This window comes from Sinomonas sp. B1-1 (assembly GCF_050474465.1).
Classification (GTDB): domain Bacteria; phylum Actinomycetota; class Actinomycetes; order Actinomycetales; family Micrococcaceae; genus Sinomonas; species Sinomonas flava.
In genome coordinates, this window is record NZ_JBCHVF010000010.1 from 96,745 (window position 1) to 120,315 (window position 23,571).

Here is a 23,571-nt window from a genome sequence, read left to right on the forward strand (position 1 = left end):
AGGGGGCGAGTGCGCGGCGTCGACTGGCGCCGCGACCGCGACACTAGTTCCGGTGGGCAACGAGCTGCCCATGCCACGGGGAACTCACAGGAAACTGGACATTAACTGAAGGAACGCTGGCAGTCTTGCCCTGCCTCTACTTCACGCAGGGGACTCCGCCGCCGACGAGGGCATCGGACCAATCGCCGGCGTTGAAGGTCGATGACGGCGACGGCGCGGGCGGTGGGGCGGCTTGGGCGGCCGGAGCTGGAGGCGCGCTGGGTGCCGCCGGCTGCGGTTGGGTGGCGGAGGGGGACGCTGGGGCGGCCGGGGCCTTGGGCGTCAGCAGGTCCGCGACCTGCGCACGGACGGCATCCTTGTCCACGATGTTCACGGACTCGCCAGCGTCCGACCACCCGAAGTCGACGATGGGCAGTGTCACGAACTTCGTCTTGTTCTCGGTGAGCTGCTTGGCCTTGAGCCCGAAGTCGACGACATTGAGACCTTGGTCCACGGCGATCTTGCCTTTGAGTGCATCGAGGATGCCGTTGACCTTCCCGAGGTCGGTGAAGGTCCCCTTCTGCTTGAGCTGGGTCGCGAGTGATGAGATGAAAGCCTGCTGGCGGCGCGAGCGGTCGAGGTCGCTGAGGAACACCCCCGAGCCGGCGGTGTCACGCCGCTGGCGCACGAAGGCCACCGCCTGTTGGGCGTTGATCTGCTGCTGCCCTGCCTTGAAGTCGGCGCCCGAGTAGGAGTCCTTGGTGCTCTCCTGGAGGCACACGGTGATGGGCGCAACGGCTTTCGCGACCGAAAGGAATGCGGCCATCGTGACCTCGGCAAAGTGGTCGATCTTCACGCCGAGGAAGTCCTCGACCGTCTTGATCTCGGCCTTCCGGCCCTCGTCACGGGCCTGCTGGTAGATCTCGTCGTCGCTCCTGCTGCCCCGCGCGGAGGCGAGCTCCCGCTGGGCCTCGTCCATGCGGTATCCGTAGGCCTGCTTGACCTTGCCCTCCTCCACGCCGTCAGGGTGCCCGGCGAGCTCGACGTAGTCGTCACGGGGGATCGAGAGGACCGTGGCGGTGCTGCCGTCCTTCGGTACGTGCAGGACCATCAGGACGTTGCTGTTGTAGCCGCCGTCGTCAGAGCTTCCGGAATGCAGTGCGTCGTAGTCCTCTTGGGCGAGGGGCTTGCCGTCCTCGTCGAGGCGTGAGTCCAGGCCCATGAGCAGGATGTTGACATCCTGATCGAGGCCCTTTCCGCCCTCGAGGGCCTGGGACCGGCGGATTCCATTCTGGAAGCTGAAGTACGTGGTCAGAGCGTAGACGCCACCGCTGATCACGAGCACGACGGCGAGGAGCCCCGCCAGCACGGCCACCCGGCGTCGGCGATAGACCCAGCGGCGGTCATAGGCGAGTGAGCGCTCGTACAGATTGCGGTAGGGCGCGTCGAATCGGCGCATGCGGCATACCTCTCGAAAGTGGCCGGGCAGGGATCAGGATTCCGGACGGGTCTCGTGGTGGTGAGGCTCACGATTGGACCAGTCATCGGGGATGGCGGCCTCGAGGGCGTCGTCGACGGTAATGGCGCCGAGGATGCGGCGGTCCTCGGAGAGGACGGGCATGGCGAGGAGGTTGAAGTCGGCCATGCGGGTGGTGACGTCGATGACGTCATCGGCGGGCGAGGCAGAGACGACGTCGCGGTCGGCGACCTCTGCCAGGCTCCTGCCGGGGTCGGCCTGGACAGCGTGGACGAGGCTGAGCGCGCCGTCGAGCGTCCCATCCGGTGCAAGGGTGTAGATGACCGTCAGTGCCTGGGGCTGGAGCAGGCTGGCCCCGCGGACGGCCGTGAGGGCGTCGGCCACGGTCGAGGTGGCGGGGAGGGCGAGGAAGTCGGTGCCCATGAGGCCGCCGGCGGTGAGGTCGTGGTACCCCAGAAGCTGGTGGACCCGGGAGCGCTGGGGCTCGGGCAGCAGGCCCAGGACCGGGGAGCGGCGTTCTTGGGGCAGGTCCATGAGGGCGTCGGCGGCGTCGTCGGCCTGCATGCGGCCGAGGACTTCGGCGACCTCCGCGTCGGAACGGTCCTTGAAGAGTTCGGACTGGGAGTCCTCGTCGAGCTCTTCGAAGACGTCGGCCTCGAGCTCTGGGTCGGCGTGGACCTGGGCGAGGAGCTCGTCCTGTTCCCCGCCGGTGGCCTCTTCGATGATGTCTGCAATCTGGGCCGGCTTCAGCTCGGGGATGCGCCCGGTGACGGCCCGAACCCGGGCCGACTCGGCGTGGCCGATGAGCGGTTCGAAGTCCTTCCAGTCGCGCGGGGCATGGGCGGCGTGGCGGGGGCCGAGGCTCAACCAGCGACGGCGGTGGACGTCCAGGCCGGTGGCCGCCCAGCCGTCCAGGACCGGGCTGAGCTGGACGTCGTACGCCTTGACGAACGCGGCGCGGGAGACGTCGATGAGTCGGTGCCCGAGGACATCTTCCGAGAGGAGGACCTCGCCCTCCCGACGGCGGAACTCGCGCACGTCGACCGTGCCGACCCCGAGCTCGATCCTCTCGGGGGCGAGGGCTGCGAGATCCTGGGCCGAGACGAACACACGTGTGCTCCCGACCGTGACGACTAGGCCGGTCACGAGCGGGTAGTCGTCGCGCCGGAGGCGGACGATGAGATCGGCGAGAGTGCCCATGCGATGCCCGTCGGAGTCCGTAACTGGCTGGCGCAGGAGGGCGGAGAGGGAGAGGGCGGCGGTCGGTGCTGCGGTGGTCATCGAGTGCCTTTCGGTGCACATGGATGCGTCTGGAGGTGACTGTATGCGACCGCCGGACGCCTCAGGGAGGGAAGATTCGGGTCAGGCGACGGCGAGCTGGACCACACGGACGATGACCAGGATCATCGCCACGAGCAGGTACAGGCGGAGGACGCTCAGGCCTGCGCGGCGCGCCACCGACAGCTGCGGCCGTTCGAGCAGCGCCAGCGGGGGCATCCGCCACCGGGAGCGCTGGGAACGGTCCACCGGCTCCTCCGGTACGAGCCTGCCCGTGGCCCGGGCGCGTGCCCGGACCACCACGAGGGCGATGGCGGCCAAGACTGCCAGCGCGGCGCCGCCGCCGAGGATCTCCAGGATGGTGGCTCCGTCGATGTCCGGGAACAGCACCGCGGCGCTGAGCACCACCGACAGGATCACGAGGACGGCGATGACCGCGGACGTGAAGGCGTTCATCGCGCGTCCGTTCACCCACGGGCCCATGACCTGCCGGTCGTTGCACAGCAGCAGGAGGAATACCGTGGCCGAGGGCAGCAGCACCCCGGCGAGGACCTGCACGCCGACCGTGAGGAGACCGAGGGGGCTGCCCGGGATGACCACGATGACGGCCGATACCAGGATGACCGCTGCGAATGCGGCGTAGAAGCCCTTGGCCTCGCTGGGCTTGCGGTGGAGGGAGTGCTTGAGGCCGAGGACGTCGCCGAGCGCGTACGAGGTCGAGAGGCCAACGGCCGCGGCGCCGATGATGGAGGCGTCAATGAGCGCGAGCGCGAACAGGATGCCGGCGAGGTGGCCCACATACTTGCCCAGACCTTCCGCGACCCCGCCAGCGTCGGTGAACTGGCCGAACTCGGGCTGTCCGGCGAACGCGAAGGCTGTGAAGGAGATGATGGCCGCGGCGCCGAGGACCACGATGACGATCCCGAGCCAGAGGTCCACGCGCTCGTACTTCATGTAACGCGGGGTGATGCGCTTGTCGATCACGTAGGACTGCTGGAAGAACAGCTGCCAGGGCGCGATGGTCGTGCCCACGATCGCGATGATCAGCAGGGTGACATCGGCGATATCGGAGCCTGCCGGGATGCCCGGCACCACGAAGTCGTGCGCCATCTGCCCGTAGTCGGGGCTGCTCATGAAGAACACCGGGACCAGCAGCACCGAGCCTGCGACCAGCGCCAGGCAGACCCGTTCGAAGCGCTGGAATGAGCCGGTGCTTGCCGCACCGACGACGAAGAGCGCCGCGACGACGACTCCGCCCACCTTCGGCACGCCGAGGTAGTCCAAGCCGATCGAGATGCCGATGAACTCCGTGACGATCGTGAGGGCGTTGAGGATGAACAGGTCAATCGCGCTGAACGCGCCCCAGAACTTCCCGAACCGCTCGAGGATGAGCCGGGCGTGGCCCACGCCGGTGACGACGCCGAGGCGCAGCACCATCTCCTGGTTGACGTACAGGACCGGGACCAGGAGGAGCAGGGTCCACAGCAGGGACGTCCCGTAGTTCTGGCCGGCCTGGGTATAGGTGCCGAACGCTCCGGCATCGTTGTCGCCGACCATGACAATCAGGCCGGGCCCGACGACGGCCAGGAGGGTCTTCAGCCGGGCCTTCCAGCTCGCCTGTGCCGAGGAGTCCTCGAGCTGGATGGTGCCGAAGGCACCCTTGATGTCGCCAATGTGCGCGGAATCAAGGACCGCGGAGGCGTTGGCGCGAGTCTGGGAGGCGGGGGGCTGTGTGTCGCGGCGGCCGGGCGGCGCCATCTTGTTCGGGGGGACCGTGGGCATGGTGGCCTGCTTCCTCCCGGCGGTTGCCGGGCATTCATGAAGCGGGCATGCCGGAAGGGCCCGGCTGGGGCGTCGCCGGCATGCGTCGAGGAGGTGGGGCGGCTGGAGAAAAGGTCCAGTCAGAAAGTGCGTCGGCAGGAGGTACTATCGCCGCTCGCCATGGCGAACCACCTCCTGAGCATCGTCAGTGCGTGCCTCGGGGGGCTCTGGGCAGACCGCCCAGGATTGCCCTTCCTCGTAAGACCTTTGGCACTTCGCGTCGTGACCTCGGGGCCGGTGCCTCGAGGAGCCAATCGGGGTTGCCCCTTGGATCCGGGGCAGCCTGTCCTGACCCGTGGCGTCTCTCGACGTTTGGGGTCGCTGGCTTCTGTACGCGAAGGAGCCTCAGCTAACGAACGGCACCTTGCGACCGCCATGGTACACGGCGAACCTCCGCGTCAGACACAGGGAACGGGTCCACGTCCCGGCAAGCGTTTCCCGGTTGCGGACTGGCAGGCTGCGGGGGGCAGATGCGCTGCCAGCCGGTTCAGCTTCCTGCGCCGGAGAGGACCATGAGCGGGATGGCCGGCAGCGCGGCGGCCAGGATCAGCGCCAGGAACAGCGTCCCGACGGCGTTGAACCATCTGCCGTTCACGTGCTCGCCCATGTAGTTCCGGTCATTTGCGACGATCATGATCGGGATGTGGGTCAGCGGCAGCGCGACTGCCGAGAGGATCACAGAGACTTCGGTGAGCTGGACCGGGTCGAATGCGGCCAGATTCGCCAGGGCATCGCGGGGCCCGAGCCGCTCCCGGATGACCTCGAAGACTGCTCGCCCGCTCACGGCGGCCACCCGCCCGGACATCTCGGCGTCGCGCTCAGGATTCCGAGCGCGACGCCCAAAAGCCTCTTCACCTCCGAGCCTCCTCTCATCGGCCGAGCCGAGGCGGACTCGCAGGATGCTGACCTGACCCCCTCGGAATTCCCGCCTCCGAGCGGGGCAAGCCGATCGGCCTGTGATACCCGCCACACTCGTGCAACCAGTCCGCAACCTCACCGCTCCTACGCTCGGTGCAACGCCGGTCCACCGGCCACCTCGGCCGGCACCACCGGCCACAGGCACAGAGACAAGGGAGTTTCGCCATGACCGTCTACGCATTCCCCGGCACAGAAGGCAGCAAGGTCACCTTCAAGGACCGCTACGAGAACTACATCGGCGGCGAATGGGTCGCTCCGGTCGGCGGGGAGTACTTCGAGAACGTCACCCCGGTCACCGGCAAGGTGTTCTGCGAGGTCGCGCGCTCGCAGGCGGCGGACATCGAGCTCGCCCTCGACGCCGCCCACAAGGCCGCCCCGGGCTGGGGCAAGACCAGCGTCGCTGAGCGCGCGCTCATCCTGCACCGCATCGCGGACCGCATCGAGGAGAACCTCGAGACCCTCGCCGTCGCCGAGACCTGGGACAATGGCAAGCCCGTCCGCGAGACCCTGGCCGCGGACCTGCCGCTCGCCGTCGACCACTTCCGCTACTACGCCGGCGCGATCCGCGCCCAGGAGGGCTCGCTCTCCCAGATCGACGAGAACACCACCGCGTACCACTTCCACGAGCCGCTCGGCGTGGTCGGGCAGATCATCCCGTGGAACTTCCCGCTCCTGATGGCCACGTGGAAGCTGGCCCCCGCGCTCGCGGCGGGCAACGCCGTCGTGCTCAAGCCCGCCGAGCAGACCCCGGCGAGCGTCCTGGTCCTGGCCGAGATCATCGGCGACCTCCTCCCGGCCGGCGTGCTGAACATCGTCAACGGATTCGGCGTCGAGGCCGGCAAGCCGCTCGCCTCCTCCCCGCGCATCCGCAAAATCGCCTTCACCGGCGAGACCACCACGGGCCGGCTCATCATGCAGTACGCGTCCCAGAACCTCATCCCCGTCACGCTCGAGCTCGGCGGGAAGAGCCCGAACATCTTCTTCGACGACATCGCCGCCAAGGATGACGCGTTCTACGACAAGGCCCAGGAGGGCTTCACCCTCTTCGCGCTCAACCAGGGCGAGGTCTGCACCTGCCCGTCCCGGGCGCTGGTCCAGGAGGGCATCTACGAGAAGTTCCTCGGCGACGTCGTGGAGCGGACCAAGGCCATCAAGCAGGGCAACCCCCTCGACACCGAGACGATGATCGGCGCGCAGGCCTCCAACGACCAGCTCGAGAAGATCCTCTCCTACATCGAGATCGGCAAGGCCGAAGGTGCCAAGGTCCTCGCCGGCGGCAAGCGGGCCGAGCTGCCCGGCGAGCTCGCGGGCGGCTACTACGTCGAGCCCACCGTCTTCGAGGGCAACAACAGGATGCGCATCTTCCAGGAGGAGATCTTCGGCCCGGTCGTCTCGGTCACGAGCTTCTCGGACTACGAGGAGGCGCTCGAGATCGCCAACGACACCCTCTACGGCCTCGGCGCCGGCGTCTGGTCCCGCGACGGCAACACCGCGTACCGCGCCGGCCGCGACATCCAGGCCGGGCGCGTCTGGGTGAACAACTACCACGCCTACCCCGCGCACGCCGCGTTCGGCGGGTACAAGTCCTCCGGGATCGGCCGCGAGACCCACCTCATGATGCTCGAGCACTACCAGCAGACCAAGAACCTGCTTGTCTCCTACGCGGAGTCCAAGCTCGGCTTCTTCTAGAGCGCACGGCGGTTGAGCGGAGCGAAGCGGAGTCGAATCCTCCGTGGTTTCGACTCCGCTCAACCACCGGCTCCGCCACCCACCGGCTCCGCTCAACCACCGGCTCCGCAGTACCCACAGGGGTTTCGACTCCGCTCAACCACCGGGGTTTCGACTCCGCTCAACCACCGGCTCCGCAGTACCCACAGGGGTTTCGACTCCGCTCAACCACCGGGGTTTCGGCTCCGCTCAACCACCGGGGTTTCGGCTCCGCTCAACCACCGGGGTTTCGGCTCCGCTCAACCACCGGGGTTTCGGCTCCGCTCAACCACCGGGGTTTCGGCTCCGCTCAACCACCGGGGTTTCGACTCCGCTCAACCACCGCAACATGCAAGGGAGCATGACCATGACCAGCACTTTCAAGGCCGCCGTCGTCCACACGTTCGGCGACGAGCTCACTGTCGACGAGCTGCAGATCCCCACCCCCGGCCCCGGCCAGACGCTCGTGAAGCTCATCTCGAGCGGCGTCTGCCACACCGACCTCCACGCGGCCCAGGGCGACTGGCCCGTCAAGCCCAAGCTGCCGCTCGTGCCCGGCCACGAGGGCGTCGGCACGGTCGTCTCGGTCGGCGAGGGCGTCACCGATGTGAAGGAGGGTGACCTCATCGGCAACGCGTGGCTGTGGAGCGCCTGCGGCACCTGCGAGTACTGCCGCACCGGCTGGGAGACGCTGTGCGAGTCGCAGCAGAACGGCGGCTACGGCGTGGACGGCTCGTTCGGCGAGTACATGCTGGTGGACACGAAGTTCGCCGCCCGCATCCCCGAGGGCTCGGACCCGTATGAGGTCGCCCCGGTCCTGTGCGCCGGCGTCACGGTGTACAAGGGTCTCAAGCAGACCGAGGTCCGCCCGGGCGAGTGGGTCGTCATCTCCGGCATCGGCGGCCTGGGCCACATCGCGGTGCAGTACGCCGTCGCGATGGGCATGCGCGTCGCGGCCGTGGACGTCGCGGATGAAAAGCTCGCGCTCGCGAAGAAGCACGGCGCCGAGGTCACCGTCAACGCGTTCGCCGAGGACCCGACCGAGGCCATCCAGAAGGCCACCGGCGGCGCCCACGGCGTCCTCGTCACCGCCGTGCACCCGGCCGCCTTCGGCCAGGCCATCGGCATGACCCGCCGCGGCGGCACCATCGTCTTCAACGGCCTGCCCCCGGGCGACTTCCCGGCCCCGATCTTCGACATCGTGCTCAAGGGCCTCACGATCCGCGGGTCCATCGTCGGCACGCGGCAGGACCTCGAGGAGGCGCTCGACTTCTACGCCCGCGGCCTCATCCACCCCACGTTCCACACGCGAGAGCTGGAGGAGATCAACCAGGTCTTCGACGAGATGCACCACGCCAAGATCGACGGCCGCGTGGTCATCAAGTACTGATGCCCACGCCTTCGACGCCGGTGCTCAAGGCCCGGCCGGTGCGCCCGGGGGAGGACTTCTCCCGGGTGGCACTGACCGAGCCGGCCCTGAACCTGCTGGACGCGCTCTGGGAACGGCACGGCCCGCTCATGTTCCACCAGTCCGGCGGGTGCTGCGACGGGTCCGCGCCCATGTGCTACCCCGCCGGCGACTTCCTCACGGGCGACGCCGACGAGCTCCTCGGGCTCTTCGACCTCCCGGGGCGGGGCGAGCTCGGGTTCTGGATGTCGAAGGAGCAGTTCTCGTACTGGTCCCACACGCACCTCACGGTGGACGTGGTGGCGGGACGGGGGAGCGGCTTCTCCCTCGAGGCCCCGGAGGGCAAGCGGTTCCTGATCCGCAGCGAGATCCTGGACGTGCCGTAGGCGCGTTCCTTCCTGCTCGTATTGACTCCCACCAGGCGGCGTGTCGAACACGACACGCCGTCTGGCCGTGCCAGCCCCCGGCCAGTGTGGGCAGGATCGCACACGTCCTGCTTTGACACCCCTCGCGGGCCGGGCGAAGCTGGCCGCGTGAGCGAGAACCATCACGGCCTGAGCGTGCACGAGGTGGTCCTGCTCCTCGAGACCGACCCGCGAGAAGGCCTCGACGAGGCCGAGGTGGAGCAGCGCCGCGGGCAGTTCGGCGAGAACCGCCTCCCCGGGGCCCGGGGCAACGGGACCCTGCGGCGGGTGTGGGGCCAGGTCAACAACCCGCTGATCTACGTGCTCCTGGCCGCCGGGGCGGTGACCACGTACCTCGGCGAGGCCGTGGACGCGACGGTGATCTTCGGCGTCGTGCTCGTGAACATGGTGGTGGGCTTCATCCAGGAGTCCCGCGCCGAGTCCGCACTCGACGCACTCCGCACCATGGTGACCACCCCCGCGACCGTGGTGCGCGCGGGCCGGCGGCAGACCGTGCCCTCCGAGGACCTCGTGCCGGGAGACCTCCTTCTGCTCGAGGCCGGGGACCGCGTTCCCGCGGACGCGCGGCTCGTGGCCCATGCCGAGCTGCGCGTCGACGAGTCGGCCCTCACGGGTGAGTCCGAGCCCGTCACCAAGAACGAGACTGTCCTGCCCATACCCACCCCGGTGGCCGACCGCAGCAACATGGTCTACAGCGGCACCCTCGTCACCGCGGGAACGGGTGCAGCGGTCGCGGTCAAGACGGGCGCCGAGACGGAGATCGGCCAGATCCACCGGCTCGTCGGCTCGGTCCGCGGCGTCGAGACCCCGCTGACCCAGAAGCTCGGCCGCTTCAGCGCGTTCCTGACCGTCGCGATCCTGGCGCTAGCGGCGGTGACATTCGCGGTCGGCGTCGTGCGCGGCGAGCATCCCGCGGACATGTTCACGGCCGCGGTCGCGCTCGCCGTGGGCGCCATCCCCGAGGGCCTGCAGGCCGCGGTCACGGTCACGCTCGCGATCGGCGTGAGCCGGATGGCCCGCCGCCGCGCGGTGGTTCGTCGGCTGCCGGTGGTCGAGACGCTCGGCAGCACCACGGTGATCTGCTCCGACAAGACCGGCACCTTCACCGAGAATCAGATGACCGTGCTCCACGTCTGGACGCCCGCCGGCTCCTACGCCGTCACCGGGACGGGCTACACCCCCGAGGGGCAGCTCCTCGACGCGTCCGGCCGGCCCGTGGACCTCGCACCGCACGAGGCCGGCGGCCCCCTCCGGGCCGCACTCGTCGCCGGGGCGGTGTGCGGCGACGCGACGCTGGGCCTGCACGGCGGCGGCTGGCGCGCCTCGGGTGACCCGACCGAGATCGCGATGGTGGTCGCCGCGGCGAAGGCAGGCGTCACCCGCGAGGAGTTCGAGGGTACCCACCCGCGCGCGGCGTCGGTGCCGTTCAGCTCCGAGCGGCGGTTCATGGCGACCGCCCACCACGACCCGGCCGAGGGCGGCGGCATCGTGTTCGCGAAGGGCTCTGTGGAGAGCATCCTGCGCCTGTGCTCGGGCCGGCTCGGCGCGGACGGCACGGTCCAGCCGCTGGACCCGGACGACGTGCACGGCATCGCCGCCGGGCGCGCGGCGGAGGGCCTCCGCGTCCTCGCCACCGCGGTGCGACGCCAGGACGACGCCGTGCTCGAAGAGGCCTCCCTGCCCGGATCCATGCTTCTGACCGGCATGGTGGCCATGCAGGACCCGCCCCGCACCGCCGTCGCCCCGGCCGTGCGCGCGTGCCGGGAGGCCGGGATCACGGTCAAGATGATCACCGGGGACCACGCGGCGACCGCCACCGCGATCGCCCACCGGGTGGGCCTGCTCGACGGCGAGCCCGGCCATGCCGTCGGGCAGGGCCTTGTCCTCAACGGCCCTACGCTCGAGGCGCTCGAGGGCGCGGACTACGACCGCGCCGTCGACCGCGCCAGGGTCTTCGCCCGGGTGTCCCCCGAGCAGAAGCTCAGGCTCATCGCCTCGATGCAGTCCCAGGGGAACGTCGTGGCGATGACGGGCGACGGCGTCAACGACGCCCCGGCGCTGCGGCAGGCCGACATCGGGATCGCCATGGGACGCGGCGGGACCGAGGTGGCCAAGGAGGCTGCGGATATGGTGCTGACCGACGACGACTTCTCCACGATCGAGGCCGCCGTCGAGGAGGGCCGCGGGGTCTTCGACAACCTCACGAAGTTCATCGTGTGGACCCTGCCGACCAACATGGCGGAGGGCCTCGTGATCCTCGTGGCCATCCTGCTCGGGACCACGCTGCCGATCCTCCCGACCCAGATCCTGTGGATCAACATGACCACCGCCGTGGCCCTGGGGCTCATGCTCGCGTTCGAGCCCAAGGAGCCCGGCATCATGACGCGGCAGCCGCGCGAGCCGGACCGGCCGCTGCTGACATGGCCGCTCCTGCGGCGCACCGGCCTCGTCTCGGCGCTGCTCCTCGCCGGCGCGTGGGCCGGGTTCCACGGGGCGCTGGGGCAGGGCGCCTCCGACGCCGAGGCCCGCACCCTCGCGGTGAACCTGTTCGTCGCGGTCGAGACGGTCTACCTCTTCGGCTGCCGGTCCCTGCGCCGATTCGGGCAGCCGGGCGGGCCGTTCAGCAACCGGTGGCTCATCCTCGGGGCCACGGCGCAGGCCGTCGCACAGCTCGCGCTGACCTATGTGCCGGCGATGAACACGCTCTTCCAGACCGCGCCGATCGGCTGGCAGGCTTGGCTCGCGATCCTCGCGGCCGCGATGGCGACAGGCGTCGTGGTCGCCGTGGACAAGCGGGTGGGCTCGGGGGAGTTCTGAGACGTCGGCGTCACGAAGAACCCCCAATGCTTGATGCCTCAACCAATCCGCCGTAGGATTGATTGAAGATTCAAGCATTGGAGAGTCCATGTCCCAGTCCGCGTCCCCGCAGGGTTCCGCCGCCGTCCGCACCCGCGTCCGCGTGCCCCTGCGCTTCCCCGACGGCTACCAGACCACTGCCGACGTCCTGACGTTCCACGGCCTTGCCGACGGCAAGGAGCACCTGCTCCTCGGCCTCGGCGGCTGGGAAGCGGCCGCCGTCCCGCTCGTACGCCCCCACAGCGAGTGCCTCACCGGAGACGTGTTCGGCTCCCAGCGCTGCGACTGCGGGCCCCAGCTCCGTGAGGCCGCTGAGCGCATCACCGAGGCCGGAGGCTTCCTCCTCTACCTCCGCCAGGAGGGCCGGGGGATCGGGCTGTACTCCAAGCTCGACGCCTACGCCCTCCAAGACGCCGGCCTCGACACCTACGAGGCCAACACGGCGCTCGGCCACGGGGAGGACGAGCGCGACTACACGGCCGCCGCCCAGATGCTCGCCGCGGTGGGAGTCGGGCAGATCCGCCTGCTCTCCAACAACCCGGACAAGGCTGGCCAGCTCGAGCGGCTGGGCGTCGCGGTCGCCGAGCGTGTCCCCACGGGCGTCCACGTCTCGGAGTCCAACGTCCGCTACCTCGCCGCGAAGCGGGACCACACCTCCCACAGCATCGACCTCGATACCGCCTTCTCCCTGGGGGTGACCGCGTGACCGAGGTCCTGTCCGCGCCCGAGGCCGCGGCCGGCGTCGTGCGCTACAGCGAGGAGGAAGCGATGCGCCGCGCGCTGCGGCTCGCCGCGACCCCGGGCGTCCCGCTCGGCCCGAACCCCCGTGTGGGCTGCGTGCTGCTGACGCACGACGGCGAGCTGGTCGCCGAGGGCTTCCACCGCGGCGCCGGGACGGCCCACGCCGAGGCGGACGCGCTCGCGCGAGCCGGCGAGGCGGCCCGCGGCACGATCGCGCTCGTCACGCTCGAACCGTGCAACCACACCGGGCGCACGGGACCCTGCGCGCAGGCGCTCATCGCGGCGGGCGTGGACCGGGTGGTGTACGCGCTCTCCGACCCCAACCCGCTCGCCCAGGGCGGTGCTCAGACGCTCCGCACCGCCGGAATCGGCGTCGAGGGCGGCCTGCTCGAGGCGGAGGCGCGCGAGGTCAACGCGGGCTGGCTCGAGAGCATCCGGCACCCCGCTTCGGCCTGACTCCCCGCGCTGCCTGCGCGGAGGCTGGGAATGCGTTTCACCCCACCCCACGCAGGGGAAGGCGTGAGCGTCCGCAAGAGGTGCGAGCGCGATCGTGTGCGAGGTGAATCTGGTGAAGGCATTGGGTGTGACGCCGGGCGTGAAGGACTCCCTGGAACTGCTCGAGATGGACGAGCCTGCCGAGTCGGAAGGGGAAGTCCTGGTCGAGACCCTCGCGGTCGGCCTCTGCGGGACGGACAAGGAGATTGTCTCCGCCCAGTACGGCGAGGCCCCGCCGGGGGCCAAGCACCTGGTCCTCGGGCACGAGAACCTCGGCCGCGTCGTCTCGGCCCCCGAAGGCTCGGGCCTGGCCGAGGGGGACCTTGTCGTCGGGATCGTGCGGCGCCCCGACCCGGTGCCGTGCGAGGCCTGCGCCGCGGGGCAGTGGGACATGTGCCGCAACGGCAAGTACACCGAGCACGGCATCAAGGGACTGAACGGGTTCGCGCGGGAACGCTACCGGGCCGACGCCGACGCGCTCGTGAAGCTGGACCGGGGCCTTGAGCGGATCGGCGTCCTCCTCGAGCCCACGACCATCGTCGCCAAGGCGTGGCAGCACGCCGAGGCCATCGGCAAACGGGCGTTCTACGATCCGAAGGTCGCCGTGGTGACCGGCGCCGGGCCGGTCGGGCTGCTGGCCGCGCTGCTCGGGGTCCAGCGGGGCCTCGACGTGCACGTCTACGACCGGGTCACGGACGGCCCCAAGCCTGACCTCGTCCGGGACCTCGGCGCCACCTACCACACGGATTCCCTCACGGACTCGGGTGTCCGCGCGGACGTGCTCATCGAGTGCACCGGCGTGCCGTCGGTGGTGATGGAGACGATCACGGAGCACGCGCTCGACGCCATCACATGCCTCACGGGGGTCTCCTCGATTGGGAAGACGCTGCCCGTGGACGTCGGGGCGGCCAACCGGGAAGCGGTCCTGGGCAACGACGTCGTCTTCGGCTCGGTCAACGCGAACCGGAGCCACTACGAGGCCGCCGCTGCGGCCTTGGCGAAGGCCGACGCCGACTGGCTGGCACGCCTGATCACGCGGCGGGTGCCGCTCGCCGACTTCGGGAACGCGTTCGAGCACGAGAAGAACGACGTCAAGGTGGTCCTGGACGTCAAGGAGGCCTGAGATGAGCCGGATCGAGGACTACGCGATCATCGGCGACCTCCACACGGCGGCACTCGTGGCCCGGAATGGGTCCATCGACTGGCTCTGCCTGCCCAACTTCGATTCCCCCGCCTGCTTCGCCGCGCTGCTCGCGGACTCCGAGGCCGGCCGCTGGCTGCTCGCTCCGAAGGGCGCCACGACGTGCACGCGCCGGCAGTACCGGGACAACACCCTCGTGCTGGAGACCGAGTGGGAGACGGACGACGGCGCGGTGCGGGTCCTGGACTTCATGCCGCCGAGGGACGGGGTGGCCGACCTTGTGAGGATCGTCGAGGGCATCCGCGGCTCGGTGACGATGGCCCTCGAGCTCGTCCTGCGGTTCGACTACGGGCACATCGTGCCGTGGGTCCGCCGCAGCGGCAGGGGGCTGCACGCGGTCGCGGGCCCGGACTCGGTCTACCTGGCGAGCGACGTGCCGGTCCACGGCGAGCACATGCGCACGCGCGGCGAGTTCACGGTGGGCGAAGGGGACCGTGTGTCGTTCGTGCTCACCTGGGCGCCCAGCCATGCGCAGCAGCCCCGGACGGTGGATCCGGACAAGGTGCTGAAGGGGACCACCGACTACTGGACGGGGTGGTCATCGAGGAGCAGGGCGGGCGGGCCGCACAAGGACGCGGTCCAGCGTTCCCTCATCACGCTCAAGGCGCTCACCTACATGCCCACCGGCGGCATCGTCGCAGCTGCCACGACCTCGCTCCCGGAGCAGATCGGCGGCCCGAGGAACTGGGACTACCGGTACTGCTGGCTCAGGGACGCGACGTGGACCCTGCAGTCGCTCATCGCAGGCGGCTATACCGACGAGGCGGTGGCGTGGCGGAACTGGCTGCTCCGCGCCGTCGCCGGTGATCCCGCGGACCTCCAGATCATGTACTCGCTCCACGGGGCCCGCCGGCTGCCGGAGGCCGAGCTCGACTGGCTCTCGGGCTATGAGGGGTCGAGGCCCGTCCGAACCGGGAACGCTGCCGCAGGCCAGTTCCAGCTCGACGTCTGGGGCGAGGTCCTGGACGGCCTCGCCCTGACCCGCAGCAGCCTCGTGGCGGACCACGACGAGTCGTGGGACCTGCAGACCGCGATCATGGAGCACCTCGAGAAGATCTGGGACCAGCCGGACAACGGCCTCTGGGAGATGCGCGGACCGCGGCGGCACTTCACCCATTCGAAGGTGATGGCGTGGGCGGGCGCGGACCGCATGGTGAAGGGGATCCGGAAGTCCGGCCTGCCCGGTCCCGCGGACCGGTGGGCCGAGCTGCGCGACCGGATCCACGACGACGTCATGCGCCACGGTTTCGACGAGAAGCGCAACACGTTCGTCCAGTCGTACGGCAGCGACGAGCTCGACGCGAGCCTGCTCCTGATCCCGCGCGTGGGCTTCCTGCCCAAGGACGACCCGCGCGTCATCGGCACGATCGAGGCGATCCAGCGGGAGCTCACCGAGGACGGGTTCGTGCTCCGCTATCGGCCCGAGGCCAGCGACGACGGCCTCCCGGGGCGCGAGGGCGTGTTCGTGGCGTGCTCGTTCTGGCTCGTCGAGGCGCTGATCGGCGCAAGGCGGCACGACGAGGCCGGCGAACTCTTCGAGCGCCTCCTGACACTGCGCAACGACGTGGGCCTCTTCAGCGAGGAGTGGGACCCTCAGGCGTCCCGCCAGCTGGGGAACACCCCGCAGGCCTTCAGCCATTTCGCCCTCATCACGACGGCCCTCCAGCTGCACCAGGGCGACGCCCGCGACAGCGACACGCCCGTGAGGAAGAGCCACGGGCAGCAACAGGCCTGACCCCTCAACGCAGGAGATGACCCCCCAACGTCACAACGTTGAGGGGTCATCTCCCTGCCCTTGCGGGGTCCCGTCCCTGCTGTTGCGGGGTCGCGTCCCTACTTCGAGCCGTGGACCTGGTTGCCCAGCTCGTGGATCGGGGTCCGGTAGGTCTCCCGGGCCCAGAGGGCGCCGATGAGGGCCAGAACGGTCGAGCCCGCGACGATCCAGGCGGCGGGCCCCCAGTTGGCGGCGGTGCCGCCGACGAGCGCGGTGCCGAGGAGCGGCGTGAAGCCGGCGCAGAGGATGCCGATCTGCAGGCCGATCGCCATGCCCGAGTAGCGGACGCGGACGTTGAACAGCTCGGCGAACCAGGCCGGGTAGATCGCATTGGACATCGCGTAGGTGCCGGCGGTGATGAGCGTGGAGACCACGAACACGAGGGGGATGTTCGCCGTCGAGATCGCCCAGAAGTAGACGAAGATCAGCGCGCCGGAGCCGATGATGCCGGCTATGAAGATCGGCCGGCGGCCGAACTTGTCCGCGAAGTAGGCGGACAGCGGCTGGGTGGCGATCGCGATGACGTTCCCGAGGATGCTCACCCACAGCATGGTCTGGGCGTTGATGCCCACCGAGACGGCGTAGGCCAGGCCGAAGGACTGCATGAACGTGTTCGTGACGGTCTCGAAGGACATGAGCGCGACCTGGAAGAACTGGGCCGGGTGCGTCTTGAGCATGTCCATGAAGGGCAGCTTCACGAGGTCCTTGTGCTGGGCCTTCTCCTCGAAGACCTCGGGCTCCTCGAGCGAGCGGCGCACGAGGTACGCGACGATGAGGACCACGAGCGAGGACCAGAACGGGATGCGCCAGCCCCATGCGAGCCGGTCGGCCTCGCTCATCGCGGCGACCGGGAGGAACACGAGGGAGGCCAGGACGATGCCGGTCGAGATGCCGCTCATCGCGAAGGACGGGAAGAACGCGCGGCGCCCGATCGGGGACTCCTCCATGGTCAGCGCGGAGGCTCCTGCGGTCTCGGCGCCGGCGGAGAGGCCCTGCAGGAGGCGCAGCGCGACGAGGAGGACCGGGGCGAGGTACCCGGCGGCGTGGAAGTCCGGCAGCACGCCGATGAGGAAGGTCGCCGCCCCCATGAGGACCAGGGTCATGACGAGCGTGTTCTTGCGCCCGATCCGGTCGCCGAGGTGGCCGAACACGATCGCGCCGAACGGCCGGGCGACGTAGGCGAGGCCGAAGGTCGCGAACGCCGAGATCTGCGCCACGACCGGGTCACCGGCCGGGAAGAAGATCTTGGAGAAGATGAGCGACGCCGCCGTCGCGTAGACGAAGAAGTCGTAGTACTCGAGGGCGCCGCCGAGGAACGCCGCGAGCGCGGCCTTCTTGGCGCGGCGGAGCCGGCGCTCCTGCTCCTCGGGGGTCTTGACGTCCGGGTCGACGATGCCGGACACGTTGCCTGGCAGGTTGCTCATGTGCTCGCCTTTCATGCGGGGCGGGACGGAAGGATAAAGCGGAAGGGGGGGTGGCCGGTCAGTCGAGCTGGGCCGGCGCGGGGCCAGTGCTGCCGCGGACCACGAGGTCCCCGGACAGGTGGACGGTGCTCGCCGGGCGGTCGGGGTCGCCGATCCGCTCGGTGAGCATGCGGAGGGCGACGGCGCCGCCCCGCTCGTACGGCGTGGTCACCGTGGTGAGGGTTGGCCGGGAGGCCGAGGCCAGCCAGATGTCGTCGAAGCCGACGACGCTGACTTCCTTTCCGACCTCGACGCCGCGGTCGATGAGCCGGTTCATGCACCCGAAGGCCATGAGGTCGTTGTGCGCGATCACTGCCGTGACCGGTTCTGCGAGGACGAGGTCCGCGCCCCGGACGCCGGCAGCGTAGGTCGGCTCTGCGTGGGTGAGCACGCGGAGCGTGACGCCGAGGTGGTCGGCCGCCTCCTCCGCGGCCGCCAGGCGGACGCGGGACGAGTAGTTGTCCTCCCGGCTCGCGAGGTAGGCGATCGCCCGGTGGCCGAGGGCCGCGAGGTGTTCGATCGCCTGCCGCGCACCCTCGGGCGCCGAGAGGATCACCGAGGGGAGGCCCTCGGTGACGTGGTTGATGAGCACGACGGGCGCGACGGCGTCGAGCGCGCGGAGGCGCCCGGCGTCGAGCCTCGGGGCGAAGACGATGGCCCCGTCGACGCGCCCGATGACCCGCTCGAGCTCCTCGGCGTCCGCCTCGGGGTCGTCCTCGCCGTCGACGACGATCAGCGAGAGCGACTGCCGCTGGCAGGCAGCCTGGATGGACTTCACGAGCGGGGGGTAGTAGGGGTTCGCGATGTCCGGGATGAACAGCGCGATGGTTCCGGTGGTCTCGGCCTTGGCGGGGGCGGGCCGGTAGCCCAGATCCGCCGCCACGGCCAGGATGCGCTCGCGGGTCTCGGCGTTGACCGAGTCGGGACGCGTGAACGAGCGGGACACGGTGGACTTGGAGACGCCGGCGGCGTGCGCGATGTCGGCGATCGTCGCCATGCGAACCTCCTCGTTCGGTCACCTTCAGCTGTGGTCGCTGTCACAGCGACCTCCTAAGAGTGACATCATTTCTGCAACGCGTCAACGTGTTGCAGAAACACATTGCATCAATGCATCTCCGGGGAGCGGTAGCCGATCGCCTCGCTCGCCGCGCGGGCGGCGCGGGCGACCGCGGGGCCCAGCCACTCGACGTCGTCCGGGCCGATGCGCTGGAGCGGGAAGCCGACGCCGAGAACCGCGGCCAGATCGCCGAGGTGGTCGTAGACGGGGGCGCTGATGGAGCCGACATCGCTGTTGCGCTCGCCGAACGCGGCGAAGAAGCCCTGCGAGCGGGCCAGCTCGACCTGCGCGTCCAGCTGCTCCCACGTGCCCGGGGTGTTCTCGGTGAACCGGGTCAGCTCGCTCGCCTCGATGGCCGCCCTCGCCTCCGGGTCGAAGGCGAGGAAGATCTTCCCCGGCGCGCCGGCGTGGATCGGCATCACCTGGCCCACGTAGAACGGGCGGATGACGACGTGCCGGGTCTCGGCGACGGCGACGACCGTGCGGTGGGCGCCGTCGCGCACGTAGAGGCATGCCGTCTCCCCGGTCTCGTCCCGGAGCGCGTGGAGGATGGGCCGGACGGCCCGCACGATGTCCAGCCCGATGGTCCCGGGTGCCGACCACTGCACGAAGCGGATCCCGATCCGGTACCGGTCCCCGTCCCTGTCCAGGAAGCCCTCGCGCACCATGTTCTGGACGAGCCGCTGGCACGTGCTCGCCGGCAGGCCGGTCCTGCGGATGATCTGCTGGAGCGTCGGCTCCGGGTCCTCGAGGGAGAAGCACTTGAGGATCGCGGCGACCTTGACGAGCACGAGGAGCGGCGCGGACGCCGCGCCCGGTTCCTTGGCCATTGGCTCGGGCCTCCTTGCGAAAAACCGTTGACAGCTGGTTTTCGAAATCCGGATTATGGGTACCGGAATCAGCATACGGGTTTGCGCTACCACGACGACGTGGGGGCTGCCGACGGCAACCGCCACCCTCGACCCTGCGACGAGCAGCGGCCTTCTATCCGCATCGAGCACCCACATTTCAGGGCCCGCCAGGCCCCGCATCATGCCACTGGAGGTAGTGATGAGTGCACCAGCAGTAACCCGAGAACAGGCCGTACGGCGCGCCACCTACGCGAGCGTCGTCGGCACCACGATCGAGTGGTACGACTTCTTCCTCTACGGCACGGCGGCCGCCCTGGTCTTCCCTCAGCTGTTCTTCCCCGGCGGCGACAACTTCGCCGGCGTCATCGCTGCCTTCGGCACCCAGTTCGTCGGCTTCGTGGCCCGGCCCGTGGGCGCGGCGATCTTCGGGCACTACGGCGACCGGATCGGGCGCAAGACCACGCTCATGGTCACGCTGTTCCTCATGGCCTTCGGCACGGTGCTCATCGGCGTGCTGCCCACCTACCAGGCCATCGGCGTCTGGGCCCCGATCATCCTGACGGTGCTGCGTGTCATCCAGGGCATCGGCGTGGGCGGCGAGTGGGGCGGCTCGGTGCTCATCGCGATGGAATGGGGCCAGCAGCACCGCCGCGGTCTCTCCGCCAGCTGGCCGCAGATGGGCGTGCCGCTCGGCCTGGTGCTCTCGACCGGCCTCGTCCGCCTCACCTCGGGGGTGACGGGCAGCGACTTCATCACATACGGCTGGCGCATCCCGTTCCTGCTGAGCATCGTCCTCGTCGGCGTCGGCCTCTTCGTGCGGCTGCGGGTCGTCGAGAGCCCGGAGTTCGAGGCGGTCCGCAAGGCGGACAAGGTCGTGCAGGTGCCCCTGATGGAGGCCTTCCGCCGCCAGCCCAAGGAGATCCTCCTCTCCGCCTTCGTCCGGGCCTCGGAGCAGGCTCCGTTCTACATCTTCATCACCTTTGTCATCACGTACGCGACGAAGCAGTTGAAGACCAGCAGCGACGCGATCCTCGTCGACACCCTGATCGCCGCCGCGCTCGGGCTCATCAGCATCCCTGTCTTCGGCATACTGTCCGACCGCTTCGGCCGGAAGCTCGTCTACGGCATCGGAATCGTGGCCACGGCGCTCTACGCGTTCCCGTACTTCGGCCTGCTCAACACACGCGATGCCCTGCTGATGGGCGTCGCGGTGGTGGTCAGCCTGATCTTCCACGACGTCCAGTACGGGCCCCAGGCCGCACTCATCGCCGAGAGCTTCGACGCGGACATCCGGTACACCGGCGCTGGCATGGGCTACCAGCTCGCGAGCGTGATCGCGGGCGGCCCCGCGCCGCTCATCGCGGCCGCGCTCCTCCAGGAGACCGGGGGGTCCACCGCGATTTCGATCTACATCATCATCTGCGCGGCCGTGGCCATGGTGGCCCTCCTGCTCCTCCCCAAGAGGAGCACCGCGGCGCCCGGGTCGACCGAGAGCCGGACCCACCGCGGCCGGGTGCGCCACACATGACCCTGCGCGGCACCGACGTCCGCCCCGACGCCGCTTCTGGGGGCGGCGGCGTGGCGGCCGGCCCCCTGGCGGACCTCGTGGTCCTCGACCTGAGCCGCATCCTCTCCGGGCCCTTCGCCACGATGACCCTCGCCGACCTCGGCGCGGACGTGATCAAGGTCGAGCAGCCGGGGCAGGGTGACGACACCCGGCAGTGGGGGCCGCCGTTCCACGGAGGGCAGGCGGCGTACTACCTGTCGGTGAACAGGAACAAGAGGAGCCTCGCGGTGGACCTCAAGTCGCCCGAGGGGCTCGACGCCGTGCGACGGCTCGCGCGGGAGGCCGACGTCGTCGTCGAGAACTTCCGCCCGGGCACCGCCGCCCGGCTCGGGCTCGGCTACGAGGAGCTCGCCGCCGGGAACCCCGGGCTCGTGTACGCCTCGATCAGCGGGTACGGACAGACGGGGCCCGACGCCGGCCGGGCCGGCTACGACGCGATCGCCCAGGCCCGCAGCGGGATCATGAGCGTCACGGGGGAGCCGGACGGTCCGCCTGTGCGGGTGGGGATCAGCAGCGCCGACCTCATCGCCGGGACGTGGGCCGTGATCGGGATCCTCGCCGCCCTGCACGAGAAGGAGCGCACCGGGCACGGCCAGTGGGTGGACATCAGCCTGCTCGACGGCTCGGTCGCGTGGCTCACCTACGTGGCCAGCGGGTACTTCGCGAGCGGCGAGACGCCCCGGCGCTACGGCTCGGCCCACCCGACGATCGCCCCGTACCAGGCGTTCCCGACGGCGGACGGCCACCTCATGCTCGCCGTGGGCAACGACGGGCTGTGGCGGCGCTTCGCCGAGGCGGTGGGCCGGCCGGACCTCGCCCGGGACCCCCGGTTCGCCACGAACCCGCTGCGCGTGGAGCACCGCCGCGAGCTCATCCCGCTCCTCGAGGAGATCCTCGCCGCAGAGACCACCGGCACCTGGGTGGAGAGGCTCGACGCCGCGGGGGTGCCCGCCGGGCCGATCCAGACGGTGCCGGAGGCGCTCTCCGACCCGCAGGTCCTGGCCCGCGGCATGGTCGCCGAGCTCGACCACCCGGCCGGCTCCCTCCGGACGCTGGCCTGCCCCATCCGGCTCACGCGCACGCCGGCCACCGTGCGCACCCCGCCGCCCGGCCTGGGCGAGCACAGCGACGCGGTCCTCGCCGCGGCCGGCTACAGCCGCTCGGACATCGAGCGGCTCCGCGCCGCGGGGGCTGTGGGGTGACGGGGCCGGCCGTGGATGCCGCGGGCGGGGTGAGGGTCGACGACGACGGCTCGGTCGCCGTCGTCAGCTTCGGCACCGGGGAGCGCCTCAACGCGCTCCGGTCCGGCCAGTGGGACGAGCTCGGGGAGGCCGCGACCGCGCTCGCCGGGCGCAGCACGCTGCGCGCGGTCGTCTTCCGCGGGCGCGGCGGCGTCTTCAGCTCCGGATCGGACCTGCGCGAGTGGGACGGTGCCAGCTCCGCGGAGGTCGACCGCAGCTTCTGGCGCCTCGAGGCGGCGCTGCGGGCCATCGAGGACCTGCCCATGCCCACGCTCGCGGTCGTCGAGGGGGTGGCGGCGGGTGGGGGCTGCCAGCTCGCCCTCGCCTGCGACGTCCAGCTCGCCGAGGCCACCGCGCACCTCGGCATGCCGATCTCGCGGCTCGGGATCCTCGTACCGGCATCGTTTGCGACCCGTATGTCGCTGCGCATCGGGCCCTCGCGGACCAAGGACCTCCTCTACGGAGGACGCATGCTCTCCGCCGAGGAGGCGCAGCGGATCGGCCTCGTCACCACGGTGGCCCACGAGGGCACCCTCGACGACGAGCTGGAGGGGCTCCTCGCGAGGTGGCGGCCGCTCTCGCCGGCGTCGCTGCGGGCGGCGAAGGCCGCCGTCGACCGCGGGCTGGACCCGCTCGTGGCCCCTGTCCGCCGCGAGCCGCCGCGGCCCGCGGCGGATCCCCAGGAGTTCCCCGGCCGGCTCGCCGCATTCCTGCGGCGCCGCAAGGCGTAGGCCGCGCCTTCCCCCGCGCTCCCGCCCCCACGTGCCCCCAACCGCGCAATTGTCGAGTTGGAGCGGGTGCGGCGCTCTGCCACCCGCGCCAAGCCGACAATTGCGCGCTTGGATTGATTCCGGCATGGGCGACGTCTAAAATTGGGAAATAAGATTTTAGAGACGCAGCTCCCCGGGCCAGGTAGGAGGAGGGATCGAGATGATGTTTCCGCCGAGGATCGAGGTCCTCTACATCGAGGACTGCCCGCAGTGGCAGGCCGCCCTTCATCTCGCCCGGTCCGCCGCCCGTATGGCAGGGGCGGCGGAGGTGGACGTGTTCGCCATCGAGGTTCGGAACCGGCAGCAGGCGCTCCGTCTGGGCTTCGCCGGGTCGCCCACCATCCTGGTCGGGGGCAGGGACCCCTTCCCCGGCGTCCGCACGGGGCGCTTGGCCTGCCGCGTCTTCCAGACGCCCCGCGGACCCGCCCCGCTGCCGGACGGCGGGCAGCTCACCGACGCCATCCGGGCGGCGCTGGCCGGGCGGCCCTTCACCCAGAGCGCGTGAGCCGCGGCCATTGCCGTCGCGGAACGGCCGTGATTCC

Annotated in this window: 19 protein-coding genes and 1 riboswitch; of the genes, 12 read left to right on the forward strand and 7 right to left on the reverse strand. The window is 70.3% G+C overall.

Annotated features, from left to right (window positions below; translation table 11 throughout):
* Positions 1 to 136: 136 nt before the first annotated feature.
* From ACQ5BE_RS14260 to ACQ5BE_RS14275, 4 genes are all read right to left on the reverse strand, one after another.
* Positions 137 to 1,438 (reverse strand): LCP family protein, encoded by a 1,302-nt coding sequence (locus tag ACQ5BE_RS14260; RefSeq protein ID WP_430297623.1) that lies wholly within the window; start codon positions 1,436 to 1,438, stop codon positions 137 to 139.
* Positions 1,439 to 1,471: 33 nt separating this feature from the next.
* Positions 1,472 to 2,737: a magnesium transporter MgtE N-terminal domain-containing protein gene (locus ACQ5BE_RS14265; protein WP_430297624.1), complete on the reverse strand. Its 1,266-nt coding sequence runs from the start codon at positions 2,735 to 2,737 to the stop codon at positions 1,472 to 1,474.
* Positions 2,738 to 2,818: 81 nt separating this feature from the next.
* Positions 2,819 to 4,516 carry an NRAMP family divalent metal transporter gene (locus tag ACQ5BE_RS14270; protein ID WP_430297625.1) on the reverse strand — a complete coding sequence of 566 codons (1,698 nt, stop codon included), beginning with the start codon at positions 4,514 to 4,516 and terminating at the stop codon, positions 2,819 to 2,821.
* Between the two features lie 224 nt (positions 4,517 to 4,740).
* Positions 4,741 to 4,919: riboswitch (M-box (ykoK) riboswitch) on the reverse strand.
* Positions 4,920 to 5,042: 123 nt separating this feature from the next.
* On the reverse strand, positions 5,043 to 5,339 hold the full coding sequence (locus tag ACQ5BE_RS14275; protein ID WP_344300781.1) for a hypothetical protein: 297 nt from the start codon (positions 5,337 to 5,339) through the stop codon (positions 5,043 to 5,045).
* Positions 5,340 to 5,638: 299 nt separating this feature from the next.
* Here ACQ5BE_RS14275 and adh point away from each other — a divergent pair, with 299 nt between their 5' ends.
* From adh to ACQ5BE_RS14315, 8 genes are all read left to right on the forward strand, one after another.
* The gene (adh, locus tag ACQ5BE_RS14280) at positions 5,639 to 7,162 is read left to right on the forward strand and encodes an aldehyde dehydrogenase (RefSeq protein ID WP_344300780.1); all 1,524 of its coding nucleotides are present in this window, start codon (positions 5,639 to 5,641) and stop codon (positions 7,160 to 7,162) included.
* 385 nt (positions 7,163 to 7,547) lie between these two features.
* The gene (gene adhP / locus ACQ5BE_RS14285) at positions 7,548 to 8,570 is read left to right on the forward strand and encodes an alcohol dehydrogenase AdhP (RefSeq protein ID WP_430297627.1); all 1,023 of its coding nucleotides are present in this window, start codon (positions 7,548 to 7,550) and stop codon (positions 8,568 to 8,570) included.
* Positions 8,570 to 8,974 carry a DUF779 domain-containing protein gene (locus ACQ5BE_RS14290; RefSeq protein ID WP_430297628.1) on the forward strand — a complete coding sequence of 135 codons (405 nt, stop codon included), beginning with the start codon at positions 8,570 to 8,572 and terminating at the stop codon, positions 8,972 to 8,974. The genes adhP and ACQ5BE_RS14290 overlap by 1 nt, the downstream gene beginning before the upstream one ends.
* A 147-nt stretch (positions 8,975 to 9,121) precedes the next feature.
* Complete coding sequence (locus tag ACQ5BE_RS14295; RefSeq protein ID WP_430297630.1) at positions 9,122 to 11,830, forward strand: HAD-IC family P-type ATPase; 2,709 nt, start codon at positions 9,122 to 9,124, stop codon at positions 11,828 to 11,830.
* 88 nt (positions 11,831 to 11,918) lie between these two features.
* The gene (locus ACQ5BE_RS14300; RefSeq protein WP_430297631.1) at positions 11,919 to 12,575 is read left to right on the forward strand and encodes a GTP cyclohydrolase II; all 657 of its coding nucleotides are present in this window, start codon (positions 11,919 to 11,921) and stop codon (positions 12,573 to 12,575) included.
* The gene (gene ribD, locus ACQ5BE_RS14305; RefSeq protein WP_425564462.1) at positions 12,572 to 13,066 is read left to right on the forward strand and encodes a bifunctional diaminohydroxyphosphoribosylaminopyrimidine deaminase/5-amino-6-(5-phosphoribosylamino)uracil reductase RibD; all 495 of its coding nucleotides are present in this window, start codon (positions 12,572 to 12,574) and stop codon (positions 13,064 to 13,066) included. The genes ACQ5BE_RS14300 and ribD overlap by 4 nt, the downstream gene beginning before the upstream one ends.
* A 112-nt stretch (positions 13,067 to 13,178) precedes the next feature.
* Positions 13,179 to 14,228 (forward strand): glucose 1-dehydrogenase, encoded by a 1,050-nt coding sequence (locus ACQ5BE_RS14310; RefSeq protein WP_430297633.1) that lies wholly within the window; start codon positions 13,179 to 13,181, stop codon positions 14,226 to 14,228.
* Between the two features lies 1 nt (position 14,229).
* The gene (locus ACQ5BE_RS14315; RefSeq protein WP_344300774.1) at positions 14,230 to 16,041 is read left to right on the forward strand and encodes a glycoside hydrolase family 15 protein; all 1,812 of its coding nucleotides are present in this window, start codon (positions 14,230 to 14,232) and stop codon (positions 16,039 to 16,041) included.
* 98 nt (positions 16,042 to 16,139) lie between these two features.
* Here ACQ5BE_RS14315 and ACQ5BE_RS14320 read toward each other — a convergent pair whose 3' ends face one another.
* From ACQ5BE_RS14320 to ACQ5BE_RS14330, 3 genes are all read right to left on the reverse strand, one after another.
* Positions 16,140 to 17,504, reverse strand: a complete 1,365-nt coding sequence (locus tag ACQ5BE_RS14320) for an MFS transporter (protein ID WP_430297634.1) — start codon at positions 17,502 to 17,504, stop codon at positions 16,140 to 16,142.
* 58 nt (positions 17,505 to 17,562) lie between these two features.
* Positions 17,563 to 18,540, reverse strand: coding sequence for a LacI family DNA-binding transcriptional regulator (locus tag ACQ5BE_RS14325; RefSeq protein ID WP_430297635.1), 978 nt, complete (start codon positions 18,538 to 18,540; stop codon positions 17,563 to 17,565).
* Positions 18,541 to 18,647: 107 nt separating this feature from the next.
* Positions 18,648 to 19,430: an IclR family transcriptional regulator gene (locus ACQ5BE_RS14330; protein WP_430297636.1), complete on the reverse strand. Its 783-nt coding sequence runs from the start codon at positions 19,428 to 19,430 to the stop codon at positions 18,648 to 18,650.
* A 220-nt stretch (positions 19,431 to 19,650) separates the two neighbouring features.
* Here ACQ5BE_RS14330 and ACQ5BE_RS14335 point away from each other — a divergent pair, with 220 nt between their 5' ends.
* The 4 genes from ACQ5BE_RS14335 (at position 19,651) to ACQ5BE_RS14350 (ending at position 23,534) form a co-directional block, all read left to right on the forward strand.
* Positions 19,651 to 20,979 (forward strand): MFS transporter, encoded by a 1,329-nt coding sequence (locus ACQ5BE_RS14335; RefSeq protein WP_430297638.1) that lies wholly within the window; start codon positions 19,651 to 19,653, stop codon positions 20,977 to 20,979.
* Positions 20,976 to 22,220: a CaiB/BaiF CoA transferase family protein gene (locus ACQ5BE_RS14340; protein WP_430297639.1), complete on the forward strand. Its 1,245-nt coding sequence runs from the start codon at positions 20,976 to 20,978 to the stop codon at positions 22,218 to 22,220. The genes ACQ5BE_RS14335 and ACQ5BE_RS14340 overlap by 4 nt, the downstream gene beginning before the upstream one ends.
* A complete protein-coding gene (locus tag ACQ5BE_RS14345) occupies positions 22,217 to 22,990 on the forward strand; it encodes an enoyl-CoA hydratase/isomerase family protein (RefSeq protein ID WP_430297640.1) in 774 nt (257 codons plus the stop codon). The genes ACQ5BE_RS14340 and ACQ5BE_RS14345 overlap by 4 nt, the downstream gene beginning before the upstream one ends.
* Before the next feature lie 199 nt (positions 22,991 to 23,189).
* Entirely contained in the window at positions 23,190 to 23,534 is a 345-nt protein-coding gene (locus ACQ5BE_RS14350) for a thioredoxin family protein (protein ID WP_430297641.1), read from the forward strand.
* The last annotated feature ends 37 nt before the right edge of the window (positions 23,535 to 23,571 follow it).

Excerpts from the sequence above, each read along its gene's own strand:
- ACQ5BE_RS14260 (WP_430297623.1), bottom strand. The coding sequence starts at position 1,438 with ATGCGCCGATTCGACGCGCCCTACCGCAATCTGTACGAGCGCTCACTC.
- ACQ5BE_RS14265 (WP_430297624.1), bottom strand. The coding sequence starts at position 2,737 with ATGACCACCGCAGCACCGACCGCCGCCCTCTCCCTCTCCGCCCTCCTG.
- ACQ5BE_RS14270 (WP_430297625.1), bottom strand. The coding sequence starts at position 4,516 with ATGCCCACGGTCCCCCCGAACAAGATGGCGCCGCCCGGCCGCCGCGAC.
- adh (WP_344300780.1), top strand. The coding sequence starts at position 5,639 with ATGACCGTCTACGCATTCCCCGGCACAGAAGGCAGCAAGGTCACCTTC.
- adhP (WP_430297627.1), top strand. The coding sequence starts at position 7,548 with ATGACCAGCACTTTCAAGGCCGCCGTCGTCCACACGTTCGGCGACGAG.
- ACQ5BE_RS14290 (WP_430297628.1), top strand. The coding sequence starts at position 8,570 with ATGCCCACGCCTTCGACGCCGGTGCTCAAGGCCCGGCCGGTGCGCCCG.
- ACQ5BE_RS14300 (WP_430297631.1), top strand. The coding sequence starts at position 11,919 with ATGTCCCAGTCCGCGTCCCCGCAGGGTTCCGCCGCCGTCCGCACCCGC.
- ACQ5BE_RS14315 (WP_344300774.1), top strand. The coding sequence starts at position 14,230 with ATGAGCCGGATCGAGGACTACGCGATCATCGGCGACCTCCACACGGCG.
- ACQ5BE_RS14320 (WP_430297634.1), bottom strand. The coding sequence starts at position 17,504 with ATGAGCAACCTGCCAGGCAACGTGTCCGGCATCGTCGACCCGGACGTC.
- ACQ5BE_RS14325 (WP_430297635.1), bottom strand. The coding sequence starts at position 18,540 with ATGGCGACGATCGCCGACATCGCGCACGCCGCCGGCGTCTCCAAGTCC.
- ACQ5BE_RS14330 (WP_430297636.1), bottom strand. The coding sequence starts at position 19,430 with ATGGCCAAGGAACCGGGCGCGGCGTCCGCGCCGCTCCTCGTGCTCGTC.
- ACQ5BE_RS14335 (WP_430297638.1), top strand. The coding sequence starts at position 19,651 with ATGAGTGCACCAGCAGTAACCCGAGAACAGGCCGTACGGCGCGCCACC.
- ACQ5BE_RS14340 (WP_430297639.1), top strand. The coding sequence starts at position 20,976 with ATGACCCTGCGCGGCACCGACGTCCGCCCCGACGCCGCTTCTGGGGGC.
- ACQ5BE_RS14350 (WP_430297641.1), top strand. The coding sequence starts at position 23,190 with ATGATGTTTCCGCCGAGGATCGAGGTCCTCTACATCGAGGACTGCCCG.